This window comes from Pseudomonas sp. TE50-2 (genome assembly GCF_040813665.1).
GTDB classification, from domain to species: domain Bacteria; phylum Pseudomonadota; class Gammaproteobacteria; order Pseudomonadales; family Pseudomonadaceae; genus Aquipseudomonas; species Aquipseudomonas soli.
The window spans coordinates 586,829-599,307 of record NZ_JBFNXN010000001.1 but is presented as its reverse complement, the minus strand read 5'-3'; the positions used below and the strand labels follow the sequence as shown (position 1 = coordinate 599,307).

General features: G+C 64.1%; 12 protein-coding genes. 2 read left to right on the top strand and 10 right to left on the bottom strand.

Annotation, left to right across the window (positions count from 1 at the left end; genetic code table 11):
* From AAHK21_RS02630 to AAHK21_RS02620, 3 genes are all read right to left on the bottom strand, one after another.
* The gene (locus AAHK21_RS02630; RefSeq protein WP_367856317.1) at positions 1-198 is read right to left on the bottom strand and encodes a hypothetical protein; all 198 of its coding nucleotides are present in this window, start codon (positions 196-198) and stop codon (positions 1-3) included.
* On the bottom strand, positions 182-748 hold the full coding sequence (locus AAHK21_RS02625) for a hypothetical protein (protein ID WP_367856316.1): 567 nt from the start codon (positions 746-748) through the stop codon (positions 182-184). Before AAHK21_RS02625 ends, AAHK21_RS02630 begins: the two co-directional genes overlap by 17 nt.
* Before the next feature lie 171 nt (positions 749-919).
* The gene (locus AAHK21_RS02620) at positions 920-1,408 is read right to left on the bottom strand and encodes a signal peptidase II (RefSeq protein WP_367856315.1); all 489 of its coding nucleotides are present in this window, start codon (positions 1,406-1,408) and stop codon (positions 920-922) included.
* 196 nt (positions 1,409-1,604) lie between these two features.
* Between AAHK21_RS02620 and AAHK21_RS02615 the strand changes: the two genes are divergently transcribed.
* On the top strand, positions 1,605-2,651 hold the full coding sequence (locus AAHK21_RS02615) for a class I SAM-dependent methyltransferase (protein WP_367856314.1): 1,047 nt from the start codon (positions 1,605-1,607) through the stop codon (positions 2,649-2,651).
* Positions 2,652-2,738: 87 nt separating this feature from the next.
* Here AAHK21_RS02615 and AAHK21_RS02610 read toward each other — a convergent pair whose 3' ends face one another.
* Together AAHK21_RS02610 and AAHK21_RS02605 are read right to left on the bottom strand one after the other, a co-directional pair.
* Complete coding sequence (locus AAHK21_RS02610) at positions 2,739-3,983, bottom strand: saccharopine dehydrogenase family protein (protein WP_038705903.1); 1,245 nt, start codon at positions 3,981-3,983, stop codon at positions 2,739-2,741.
* A 30-nt stretch (positions 3,984-4,013) separates the two neighbouring features.
* Positions 4,014-5,111 carry a carboxynorspermidine decarboxylase gene (locus tag AAHK21_RS02605; RefSeq protein ID WP_046855995.1) on the bottom strand — a complete coding sequence of 366 codons (1,098 nt, stop codon included), beginning with the start codon at positions 5,109-5,111 and terminating at the stop codon, positions 4,014-4,016.
* A 480-nt stretch (positions 5,112-5,591) separates the two neighbouring features.
* On the opposite strand from AAHK21_RS02605, the gene katG reads away from it, so the two are divergent.
* Positions 5,592-7,826 carry a catalase/peroxidase HPI gene (gene katG / locus AAHK21_RS02600; protein WP_367856313.1) on the top strand — a complete coding sequence of 745 codons (2,235 nt, stop codon included), beginning with the start codon at positions 5,592-5,594 and terminating at the stop codon, positions 7,824-7,826.
* A gap of 69 nt (positions 7,827-7,895) precedes the next feature.
* Here katG and AAHK21_RS02595 read toward each other — a convergent pair whose 3' ends face one another.
* The 5 genes from AAHK21_RS02595 to AAHK21_RS02575 all read right to left on the bottom strand — a co-directional run bounded on the left by AAHK21_RS02595 (position 7,896) and on the right by AAHK21_RS02575 (position 12,438).
* Positions 7,896-9,230 (bottom strand): MFS transporter, encoded by a 1,335-nt coding sequence (locus AAHK21_RS02595; RefSeq protein ID WP_367856312.1) that lies wholly within the window; start codon positions 9,228-9,230, stop codon positions 7,896-7,898.
* A 149-nt stretch (positions 9,231-9,379) separates the two neighbouring features.
* Positions 9,380-9,826: a hypothetical protein gene (locus AAHK21_RS02590; RefSeq protein WP_367856311.1), complete on the bottom strand. Its 447-nt coding sequence runs from the start codon at positions 9,824-9,826 to the stop codon at positions 9,380-9,382.
* A 177-nt stretch (positions 9,827-10,003) separates the two neighbouring features.
* Positions 10,004-11,578: a diguanylate cyclase gene (locus AAHK21_RS02585; RefSeq protein WP_367856310.1), complete on the bottom strand. Its 1,575-nt coding sequence runs from the start codon at positions 11,576-11,578 to the stop codon at positions 10,004-10,006.
* A gap of 168 nt (positions 11,579-11,746) precedes the next feature.
* A complete protein-coding gene (locus AAHK21_RS02580) occupies positions 11,747-12,226 on the bottom strand; it encodes a hypothetical protein (RefSeq protein WP_367856309.1) in 480 nt (159 codons plus the stop codon).
* 56 nt (positions 12,227-12,282) lie between these two features.
* On the bottom strand, positions 12,283-12,438 hold the full coding sequence (locus AAHK21_RS02575; protein WP_367856308.1) for a hypothetical protein: 156 nt from the start codon (positions 12,436-12,438) through the stop codon (positions 12,283-12,285).
* Between the last annotated feature and the right edge of the window lie 41 nt (positions 12,439-12,479).

Genomic DNA, 12,479 nt, shown 5'->3' with positions numbered 1-12,479 from the left:
TCATTTTGGTGCGCGGGCTTTGCCTGGCTTGGGGCGACCCGCGTAGGCGGAACCTTCGACTTTGGCAAACGCCTCCACGGCTGCTTCGCTGATAAAGCTGTCGTAGTGGGGCGATGCGCGTAGCCGCGCGAGTTTCTCGTCGGCAACGGCCTTGAAGTAGGCGACGGTTGCTTCAAAATCACTAGGTGTTGCCGTCATGCGATGCGTCCTCCCGAGTGAATGCAGCGTAGTCCGCGTCCAAGTTGTAGGCAAGGCCAACTCCCTTGACCTGGGTGAAACCATCTCGCTCGTAGGCTGCCCGGGCCTGAGGCAAGGGATCTCGCACCACGACCCATTTCAGACCCAGCATGCTGGCATAAAAGCGTACGCCGCTCAGGCACAGGGGCGCGACATGGCCTTTGGTCAGCAGGCGATCATCAGGGTTGCGCTGCAGGTACAGCACCATGATCTTCTCCTTGCTGCCCTGCGGTGAGGCCCAGCACAAGCCTGCCAACTGGTCGTGATGCCACAGGGCGATGTCGAGGGCGCGGGCATGGGCACGCCGAGCCTTCCATTTCAGTACACGCTCCCAGCCGAAATCATATTGCTGCGGATGCCAGTGCTCATGCGCGGTGATGGCGCGCTCGTCGATTTCTTCGATGGCCAGCCACTGGGCGAGATGGTTGTTGCGCTGGCCAATCTCCAGGGCAATCTGCCCGCGTGCAGCCTGTTTGAAACCGGCAAGTTCGGCCAGTCTACGTTCGTCCATGTCGCACCCTCGAATGCATTGGAACTGAGGTGCGAAAAGGCTAACGTGTCTGCTGCTCCGATGATGGTGGAAAGGCAGTGGGTGACTTCCCACAATTGTGTAGTAAAGCTCCGAAGGCCAGTTTCGCAGGGCCGACCGCCTTGCGCAGCACGGCCCATTGGCGAGGCGGGATCAGCGTTTGCTCGGCCGGGTAATGCCGTCCACCACCAGCACCGTGGCGCCGGCCATGATGGCGATGTCGGCCAGGTTGAACACGCCGGTGTGCAGGGTGCCGATGTTGAGGACGAGGTAATCGACCACGTGGCCGTCGCGAAAAACCCGGTCGATCAAGTTGGATAGCCCGCCCACGGCGATGAACCAGGCCGCGCTGGCCTTGACCGGTGCCGATTGCCAGTGGCGCCAGGCCCAGACCATGGCCCAGGCGCACACCACGCCGACGGCGACCACGAACACCAGTTGCTTGAGCCACGGAGCCAGCCCTGCGCCGAGGCTGAGGAACGCTCCGGGGTTGAGGCTCAGGGCCAGGTCCAGCCAGACGCTCTGGTTGCCATAGACATAGCTGTGATTGTTCAGGGCGACCAGGGCGATCAGTTTTACCCACTGGTCGAGAATGACGAAGGCAACGCCCAGGGTGAGGACGAGGGTACGGCTGGAAAACATGCTGACAGTTCCTTTAGGCATCGCGAATGCGGTCGTCCGCCGTCGGCGGGCAAGCTTGCGGCGCGGCGAAGATAGCGCAGGCGGGTCTAGACTTAAAGCCCGGGTCGGCTGCAGATGCGACCCGATCATTCATCCGACCACCGCCTCCCGGACCGGACGTCGCCGACGGTGGCCTTCTGGCAGAGGAGGGCAGGTCATGGACGAGGCAAGGCTTCACGAGTTCATGGGCAAGCTGGTGGGCGACATGGGGGCGGCGGCAACGCTGGCCAATGTCATCCTTGGGGATGAGCTGGGGCTGTATCGGGCCATGGCCGACAGTCAGCCCGTCACGCCCGAGGCCCTGGCCGAACGCACCGGCTGCCAGCCGCGGCTGGTACGCGAGTGGCTCAATGGCCAGGCTGCGGCGGGCTACCTGGTGCATCACGATGGACAGTTCACCTTGCCCGAGGAGCAGGCCATGACGTTGGCGCTGGAAGATTCGCCCGCCTACATGGCCGGCGGCGCCTCGGTGCTGGCGGCACTGTTCCATGACAAGGACAAGCTGGTGGCGGCCATGCGCGGCGATGGCGCCCTGGCCTGGGGCGAACATCATCCGTGCATGTTCAGTGGCACCGAGCGCTTCTTCCGACCCGGCTACCGAACGTTCCTGGTGGCTGATTGGCTGCCGGCACTGGACGGAGTGGTGGAAAAGCTGCGGGCCGGCGCCCAGGTGGCCGATGTCGGCTGTGGCCATGGCGCCTCGACCATCGTCATGGCCGAGGCGTTTCCCGCCTCGCGCTTCATCGGCTACGACTACCATGCGCCTTCGGTGCTCACCGCCAGCGAGCGCGCACGTGACGCAGGCGTGGCCGAGCGCGCCAGCTTCCAGCAAGCGTCGGCCAAGGACTATCCCGGCCACGATCTGGACCTGGTGTGTTTCTTCGATTGTTTACACGATATGGGTGACCCGGTGGGCGCGGCACGACACGCCTATCAGGCGCTCAAGGACGACGGCACGGTGATGCTGGTGGAACCGTTCGCCGAGGATACCCTGGATGCCAATATCAACCCGGTGGGGCGCTTGTTCTACGCGGCTTCGACGTTCATCTGCACGCCGAACTCACTGTCGCAGGAAGTGGGTCTGGGGTTGGGGGCGCAGGCTGGGGAGGCTCGGTTGCGGGCAGTGTTCGAGGAGGCGGGGTTCAGGCGCTTCCGGCGGGCGACGCAGACGCCGTTCAACTTGATACTGGAGGCCAGGAAGTAGCGATCTGCCGGTGCGGGGCAAGCCCGCAGCCACAGACAGCTCCTACAAACAGAAGGGGCGCCATCTGGCGCCCCTTCATCGTGCAGCTTAGGCTTCAGCGTCCCACGGACGATCGCCTTTTTCATCCTTGACGCGGGTCGGCAGGCCCATGACGTCCAGCGCCTTGAGGAACGGCTCGGCCGGCAGCTCCTCGACGTTGACCATGCGCCCGGCATCCCACTGGCCACGGGCAACCAGCAGCGCGGCGGCTACCGGAGGCACGCCTGCGGTGTAGGAAATACCTTGGCTGTCGGTCTCGGCGTAGGCTTCTTCGTGGTCGGCCACGTTGTAGATGAACACCTCGCGCGGCTGGCCGTCCTTGGTGCCCTTGACCAGGTCACCGATGCAGGTCTTGCCGGTGTAGCCCGGGGCCAGCGAGGCCGGATCCGGCAGCACGGCCTTGACCACTTTCAGCGGCACCACTTCCAGGCCTTCGGCGGTCTTCACCGGTTGCTCGCTGAGCAGGCCGAGGTTCTTCAGCACGGTGAACACATTGATGTAGTGCTCGCCGAAGCTCATCCAGAAACGCACGTTCGGCACGTTCAGGTTCTTCGAGATCGAGTGCACTTCGTCGTGGCCGGTCAGGTACAGGTTCTGCGAACCCACTACCGGCAGATCGTCGGTGCGCTTGACCTCGAACATGGTGTTGCTGGTCCACTGGCTGTTCTGCCAGCTCCAGACTTGCCCGGTGAACTCGCGGAAGTTGATTTCCGGGTCGAAGTTGGTGGCGAAGTACTTGCCGTGGGAACCGGCATTCACGTCCAGGATGTCGATCGAGTCGATCTGGTCGAAGTACTGCTGCTGCGCGAGTTTCGCGTAGCTGTTCACCACACCCGGGTCGAAGCCGACGCCGAGAATGGCGGTAATGTTCTTTTGTTGGCACTCTTCGAGGTGTTTCCACTCGTAGTTGCCGTACCACGGCGGGGTCTCGCAGATCTTGCCCGGCTCTTCGTGGATGGCGGTGTCAAGATAAGCGACACCGGTATCGATGCAGGCACGCAGCACCGACATGTTGAGGAAGGCGGAGCCAACGTTGATCACGATCTGCGATTCGGTCTCGCGGATCAGTGCCTTGGTCGCCTCGACATCGAGGGCGTTGAGCGAGAAGGCCTGGATGTCGGCGGGTACCTTGAGGCTACCCTTGGCCTTGACGCTGTCGATGATGGCCTGGCATTTGGAGATGTTCCGTGACGCAATCGCAATACGACCCAGTTCGTCGTTATGCTGTGCGCACTTGTGGGCCACCACCTTGGCGACACCTCCTGCACCAATGATAAGAACGTTCTTCTTCAATTCAGCTGCTCTCCTTCATGAAAGCCTGTCTTACGACAGGCTCGAAACGTAGTCTTCGAAACCGAACTCGCGCACCACTTCGACGCTGCCGTCGAGTTGCTTGACCGCGATGGATGGCATTTTCAGACCGTTGAACCAGTTTTTCTTGACCATGGTGTAGCCCGCCGTGTCGACGAACGACAGCCGATCACCGATGGCCAGTGGCTTGTCGAATTGGTACTCGCCGAAGATGTCGCCGGCCAGGCACGACTTGCCGCAGACCATGTAGGTGTGCGCGCCGTCGTTGGGGGCCATCTTGGCGTTGAGGCGGTAGATCAGCAGGTCGAGCAGGTGCGCTTCGATCGAGCTATCGACCACGGCCAGGTGCTTGCCGTTGTACAGGGTGTCGAGCACGGTCACTTCCAGCGAGGCGCTGTTGGTGATGGCCGCTTCGCCCGGCTCCAGGTAGACCTGCACGCCGTAGGTTTCGGCGAACTGCTTCAGGCGCGCGCAGAAGGCGTCCACGGCATAGTCTTCGCCGGTGAAGTGGATGCCGCCGCCGAGGCTGACCCATTCGACCTTGTGCAGCAGGTGGCCGAAACGTTCCTCAATGTGCGTGAGCATCTTGTCGAACAGGCCGAAGTCGCCGTTCTCGCAGTTGTTGTGGAACATGAAGCCGGAGATCTTCTCGATCACCTTCTCGATCTTTTCCGGGTCCCACTCGCCGAGGCGGCTGAACGGGCGCGCCGGGTCGGCCAGCAGGTAGTCGGAGCTGCTCACCTGCGGGTTGACGCGCAGGCCACGCACCTTGCCTTCGGACTGCTCGGCGAAGCGCTCGAGCTGGCCGATGGAGTTGAAGATGATCTTGTCGCAGTTGTCGAGCATCTCTTCGACTTCGTCGTCGGCCCAGGCCACGCTGTAGGCATGGGTTTCGCCGGCGAACTTCTGGCGGCCGAGCTTGAGCTCGAACAGCGAAGACGAGGTGGTGCCGTCCATGTACTGCTGCATCAGGTCGAATACCGACCAGGTAGCGAAGCACTTGAGGGCAAGCAGTGCCTTGGCACCGGAGTGTTCGCGCACGTAGGCGATCTTCTCCATGTTGCTCAGCAGCTTGGTTTTGTCGATGAGGTAGTACGGCGTCTTGATCATTTAAAGGCCCCCGGCCAGGCCGGCCAAAAAAAGGACACGCATTGTGCCTTCACTTGCCGCGGTACGAAAGGGCGCGAGGCGCATTTCGTCCGAGTTGTACATGCACTTGGCTATGCAAGTGCCATCAAGCCCGTGACTGCGCCGTCCCTGGCGCTGGGTCGGCCACTCTCGCGAAGGACGGCCGAATATGCTTTTGCATCGGGGCGAGCCCAGTTGAACAGATCAATGTGACGATCCTGATCTGCCGGCGCCACAGGCTGACAGAGCCAGGCTATCACCCCCCAATATCGCCTCTATTAGACCTCTGCCCAAGCTCGGCTAGTCTTTCTGCTGGTTCCGTGAAAAGCCGGCGCACAGGTGTGCCCGGCCATAACCGATGAGGGGCAGGCGCGCTTGGCGAACGCCTGATCCAACACCTGGCAGCGCAATTACAAGAACGCCCGGAAATCTGAATTGAACCGACCCAAAAGGTAGAAGCAGATGGCGAACGAATCGAAATGCCCGTTCCACCAGACCGCCGGTGGCGGCACCAGCAACCGTGACTGGTGGCCTGACCAGCTCAACCTGAAGATCCTCCACCAGCACTCCAGCAAGTCCGACCCCATGGACCCGGACTTCGACTACGCCAAGGCGTTCAAGAGCCTCGACTTCCAGGCATTGAAAGCAGACCTGCGCGCCTTGATGACCGATTCCCAGGACTGGTGGCCGGCCGACTTCGGCCATTACGGCCCGCTGTTCATCCGCATGGCCTGGCACAGCGCCGGCACCTATCGCATCGGCGATGGCCGGGGCGGCGCCGGCTCCGGCCAGCAACGCTTCGCCCCGCTCAACAGCTGGCCGGACAACGTCAGCCTGGACAAGGCCCGGCGCCTGCTGTGGCCGATCAAGCAGAAGTACGGCAACAAGATCTCCTGGGCCGATCTGATCGTGCTTACCGGCAACGTCGCCCTGGAGTCCATGGGCTTCAAGACCTTCGGCTTCTCTGGTGGCCGCGCCGACGTGTGGGAGCCGGACGAGGACGTGTACTGGGGCTCGGAGAAGGTCTGGCTGGGTGGCGACACTCGCTACGGCAAGGCCGAGCCGCCGGGCAAGGGCGACCTGGTCGCCGAACCGGCCAAGCGCCCGGAAGAGCAGGGGCGTGACCTGGGCGGCGAGCGCAACCTGGAAAACCCGCTGGGCGCCGTGCAGATGGGGCTGATCTACGTGAACCCCGAAGGCCCGGAGGGCAACCCCGATCCGGTCGCCTCCGGCAAGGATATCCGCGAGACCTTCGGTCGCATGGCCATGAACGATGAAGAGACCGTGGCGCTGATCGCCGGCGGCCATGCCTTCGGCAAGACCCACGGCGCCGGCCCCGCCGACAATGTCGGTGCCGAGCCAGAAGCGGCGGGCCTCGAGCTGCAGGGCCTGGGCTGGAGCAACAAGTTCGGTACCGGCAAGGGTGGCGACACCATCACCAGCGGCCTGGAAGTGACCTGGACCTCGACCCCGACGAAGTGGAGCAACGAGTACCTGAACAACCTGTTCAACTTCGAGTGGGAACTGACCAAGAGCCCGGCTGGTGCCCACCAGTGGCGGCCGAAGGACGGCAAGGGCGTGGGGAGCGTGCCTGATGCCCATGATCCCGGCAAGAAGCACGCGCCGTCGATGCTCACCTCTGACCTGGCGCTGCGCTTCGACCCGATCTACGAGCCCATTGCCCGGCGCTTCAAGGACAACCCCGACCAGCTCGCCGATGCCTTCGCCCGTGCCTGGTACAAGCTGATCCACCGCGACATGGGCCCGCTGGCGCGCTATCTCGGGCCGGAAATGCCCAACGAGGAGCTGCTGTGGCAGGACCCGCTGCCCAAGGCCGGACCTCAACCTAGCGACGCCGATATCGCCGCGCTCAAGGCCAAGGTGCTGGCTTCGGGGCTGAGTGTCGGTGAACTGGTGTCCGCCGCCTGGGCCTCGGCCTCGACCTTCCGCGGTTCCGACAAGCGCGGCGGCGCCAACGGCGGCCGCCTGCGCCTGGCGCCGCAGAACGGTTGGACGGCGAACCAGGGGCTGGACAAGGTGCTGACAGCGCTGGAGAAGATCCGCAGCGAGGGCGGCAACAAGATCTCCCTGGCCGACCTGATCGTGCTGGCCGGCAGCGCGGCGGTGGAAAAAGCCGCTAAAGATGCCGGGCACAACATCAGCGTGCCGTTCCACCCGGGGCGCGTGGACGCCTCGCAGGAACAGACCGATGTCGAGTCGTTCGCCGTGCTCGAGCCCCTGGCCGACGGTTTCCGCAACTTCAGCAAGGCGCGCTACAGCGTCAAGGCCGAGAAATTGCTGCTGGACAAGGCCCAGTTGCTGACGCTCACCGCACCGGAACTGGCCGTGCTGGTCGGTGGCCTGCGGGTGCTAGGCGCCAACCATGGCGGCAGCAAGGAGGGTGTGTTCACCGACAAGGTCGGCGTGCTCAGCAATGACTTCTTCCGCAACCTGCTGGACATGGGCGTGGAGTGGAAACCGACCGGGGCGGACAACGAAGCGTTCGAGGGCCGTGACCGCAAGACCGGCCAGGTGAAATGGACCGCCAGCCGGGTCGACCTGGTGTTCGGCTCCCATGCGCAGCTGCGTGCCTTGAGCGAGGTGTATGGCAGCAGCGATGCCAAGGAGAAGTTCGTCAAGGACTTCGTGGCGGCTTGGGTGAAAGTCATGGAGCTGGACAGGTTCGACCTGGCATAACGCCGATCGCGGGGCATGTCGCATCGACGCTTCGATGCGACATGCCCCGCGATGTTGGCTATCCCCGTCTTAAAGCCCCTGGGATGCCTGCAACGGGTCGGTGCCCGGGTTTTCCTCGTGCAGCGAAACCTGCGCGGTCTCCGGCAACGCCAGCCCGCCGATCAACGCCAGCAAGGCAATCACCACCAGGTAGAACGCCGGGGCCAGGCGGCTGCCACTCTGTTCGATCAACCAGGTCGCCACCAGCGGCGCGGTGCCGCCGAACAGGGTGTAGGCGACGTTGTAGGTGATCGCCGAGGCGGTGTAGCGGCTGCGCGTGGGGAAGCACTCCGACAGCAGCGCGGCGGTGACCACGCCACTCATCAGCGCGCCGATGGCCAGCAGGACCACCCCCAGCAATGCCCCCGCCAGCGACCCCGAACTGGCCAGCCAGTAAGCCGGGAACACCGCGATCATCACCCAGAGGCAAGTGAAGCCGATGGTCCGACGCCGTCCGACACGATCGGAAAAGGCGCCTGCCAGTGGGCAGCCGGCCGCGGCGAACAGCAGCGCCACGGTCGAGACCAGTAGCGCCTGGGCGCGGCTCAGGTGGCCGACCGTCTGCAGGTAGGTGGCGAAGTAGGTGGTGAACATGTAGAACGACAGCGCCGTCAGCGATATGAACGCGCCAAGGTTGCGGATGGTGCGGCCATGGTGGCGCAGGGTGTCGCCCAGCGGCGAATGGCTGTGCGCCTTGCCTTCGGCGATTGCCTGGCGAAACGCCGGGGTTTCCTCCATGCGCCAGCGCAGGTAAAGGCCGACCAGGCCCAAGGGGGCGGCGACCAGGAACGGAATACGCCAACCCCAGGCGTTCATCGCCTCGGGTGTGAGGCTCGCTTCCAGGCCATAGGCGATGACCGCCGCACAGGCGAAGGCGGAGAAGGTCGAGACCGGCACGAAGCTGCCGTAGAACGCGCGCCGGCCCCGTGGCGCGTGCTCCATCAGGTAGGCGCAAGCGCCGGCATATTCACCCCCTGCGGAAAACCCCTGCAGGCAACGGGCAAGGGTGAGCAGCGCCGGGGCCAGCACGCCGATGCTGGCATAGGTCGGCAGCAGGCCGATCAGCGTGGTGGAGCCGGCCATCAGCAGGATGGTCAGCGACAGGATGCGCTTGCGCCCGAGACGGTCGCCCAGCGCGCCGAACACGATGCCGCCCAGCGGGCGCAAGGCGAAGGCCACGGCAAACACGGCGAAGGTCTTGAGCAGGGCGACACTGGCATCCTCGCTGGCGAAGAACTGGCTGGCGATCAGGGTGGCGAGGAAACCGTAGACGGCGAAGTCGAACCATTCGACGAAATTGCCGATGGCCGAGGCGGCGATCACCCGCCGCAAGGTGGCGGGTGGGACCTCGTGGGCGATGGACATGGGGTGCTCTCCGGTGGTCTTGGCAGCCTGGACGGATGCGCCGCGCTCGGGGCGCGGCGTCGTTGTTCTCGGGCCAGTAGACAAGCGGCAGGGCGAGGGTGCTTTGTCGGGGGCGACATCCGGATGCCTGTTAGCACCGGATGCCGGGTTCAGGGTCGCTGCATCGGCAGGCGAGAGATCAGCACAAGGGGGGCGATCACTTCCACCTGGTCGTTCTCGAACAGGCCTTCAGGCACAGGCGGGTAGGTGGTTCTCCAGCATTCGTGCTCGACCAATTGCTTCAATTGGCTCAGGGGAGATGCCGTGACTCCCAATGGCAACAGCCGTTCATGGGCAATCGGACTGCGCACGGCCTTGCAGGCGATGGGGCGATTGTTTCGGTCCAGGGTGAGCTTGAGCGTGACCACGCCGACCAGAGTGCCTTGGTTGGCGGCATCGATGCGGTTGATGAGCGCGCTCTGCATGGCCGCCGTGAAACCGGCCAGGGCGGCGGCGTCGACTTTTGCCCTGGCCTCGGGGTTGGCGCTGCAGGCTGCGAGGCTGAGCATGCCAAGCGCTGCCAGGGAGAGGAGGGTGAAACGCTGAATCTTCGACACGGGAACATCCTTGGAGGTAAACACCGGTACCTGCGTGTACCGGTTTGAAAAGGGACAAAAGCTTAACGTGGCTGGCGCTTCATTCTTCAGGGGGGAAGGCTTACCCTCACTCCACCTTGAGCAAAAGTGCGGGACATTACTCCAGCCTGTCGCCTGAGGGCGTTTTTCGCCTCGACATCAGGCCGGACTGTCGATACACACGCGGTTGCGCCCTTTCTGCTTGGCCCTGTACAGCGCCTGGTCAGCCTTGCGCAGGGTATCCGCGGGTTCTTCACCTGCCTGGGACTGCCAGCTGGCCACGCCCAGTGACAGCGTGATCCCACCGATAGGCTCGATAGCAGTCTGTTCCACGGTCAGGCGCAGGTGGCCGGCGATGGCGGTCGCCACTTCCAGCCCTGCGCCCGGCAGGAGCATCAGGAACTCCTCGCCGCCGGTGCGGCACAGCAGATCGCCCTCACGGCAGGTGCCACGCATCAGGCTTGCGAGCCGCTGCAGGACCAGGTCACCGATGTCGTGGCCGTGGCTGTCGTTGATCCGCTTGAAATGGTCGATGTCCAGCACCACCACGGCGAAGCCGCGTTTCTCGGCCTGCAGCAAGCGCAGTGCCTGCTGCAGCCCGCGACGGTTCAACAGTCCGGTGAGTGGGTCGGTCTGGGCGTCATGGTTGAGCCGGCCGATGCGCTCCTGCAACAGGTTCAGGCCGAACAGCAGGGCGCGCTTGAGCTCTGCGGCCTCGGCGTACCAGGCGCGGACCTGGTGGATGCGCTCGGTGGTCCGCTGCTCGCCCGGGCCCCGGGCGACCGTGGCCAGTTGCCTGAGCGGGTGGGCAATGACTTGCGTCAGCCAGCACAGCAGCAGGCAGCCGAGCAGGGCCAATGGCGCGGAAATGGCGATGACATTGAGGATCAGGTGACGCAGCGGTGCCACGGTCTGTTGCAGTGGTTGCTGGGAAACGATGGCCCAGCCGGTGCTGGGCACCGTGGCGAAACCGGCAAGCATCTCCACGCCCTGGCTGTTGATCAGCCGCCGGGTACCTTGGTCCAGTCCAGGCAGGTCGTCGACCAAGGGGTTGTCGCCCACCAGGGTGCCGACCCGCTGGCTGTCGGGGTGGAACAGCAGTCGACGGTTGCGATCGATCACGTAGAGGTAGGCGCCGTTCTGGTAGAAGTGTGTGCCCAGCAGGCTGTTGAGCAGGTTGCGTTCGCGCAGGTACAGGCTGCCGCCGATATAGCCCTGGTAGCGCCCGTCGGCGTCGAAGATTGGCTGCGACATGATCACCAGCAGGTTGCCGGCCGCCGACAGGAAGGGCGTGGATACCAGCGTGCGGCGTTCGCGCAAGGCTTCCTGGGCCGCGGCCGAGCTGGCCTGGGTACCGGCCAGGTGTTGCAGTGGCGCTGGCGCAAGTGTACGCACCACACCTTGGGCGCTGACCCGCAAGGTGGAGTTGAACAGGTTGCTTTGCTGTTGCAGGCGGTCGATCTCAGCCTGTACCAGGCTATCGTCATCGGGGTGCCGGGCACATTGGCTGGCACTGTAGGCCAGTTGCTGCAGGGCGTTGCCCAGGGTGGTCTCGGTCACGGCGGCCACTTTGGCGGCGTAGGCCCGGTTGGCTTCCAGGGCGCTGTCGATGAGCAGTTGGCGTTGCACCCGGTAGCTGGCGAAGTAACTGGCCAGCAGCATCACCAGCGCGGTGATGGCGCAGAGCACGAGTATGAGGGTGCGCAGGTCGGGGCGCCGAGCGTGGGGTGGCATGTATTGCAATCCTTGGCCTCATGGGATGCAGCAGGTATCTCACCTTACGCGCTAGGCGCGAGGTGAACCATGCAGGCAGGCAATTGCAGGGTTGGATGACGGAGGGCGCTCCGGCTTCTCACAACAATTACAGACTTTGCCGCAGCTGTTTCCAGATCCCTTCAGGTATCAGGGGGCGGCCTGCTCCAGTGCCCGCAGGTCATCCTCGACCTGCTGCATACGCGCCTGCGCCAGGGCCTGGACCTGGGGATCGCTGGCGCTCTCGCGCATCAGTCGGGTGAGCTTTTCGCTCAGGCGCTTGCCCTCGTCGCTCTGGCCCAGTTCCCTGGCCTTGGCCGGGTCGCGGGTGGCCTGGACGATGCTGGCGAACTCGGCGTCGTCGAAGTGCTCCTCGCTGTACAGCTTGAACAGGTCCTGGCGCTGATCCTCGACGGTGAGGTGCTTGCGCAGTACCTCCTTGATCTTGTCCTGGGGCACCTGCGCGTGGGTCATGGCCAGCAGCCCGGCCATGCGCTCGATGTTGTGGTCGTAGGCTTCCTGCAAGGGCAGGTTGGCGAGGATCTGTTCCTCGCGGCTGGGCTTCTGGTCGCAGGCGGCGAGGGCGCCGAGCAGGAGCACGGGCAACAGCAATCGGGTCAGGCGGGACATGGGGCAGCCTTGAGCACGGTAAGGCCTGCGAGTTTACTGCAAACCCATGCGCAAATTCAGCGTTGCAACGGATTGCGCAGGCGCACCCAGATAATCGCCGGCAGGGCCATCAGCAGCCATTTCAGGTAGCGGTTCACTTCGTAGTGCTCGCAGGCGATGCCGATGCTGGTGCAGACCACCACCACCGCCACGAACTGGATCATTCTTTCCATCGGCAGGTTTCCATCATTGCTGGGGCCGGGAGGGCCGCGGC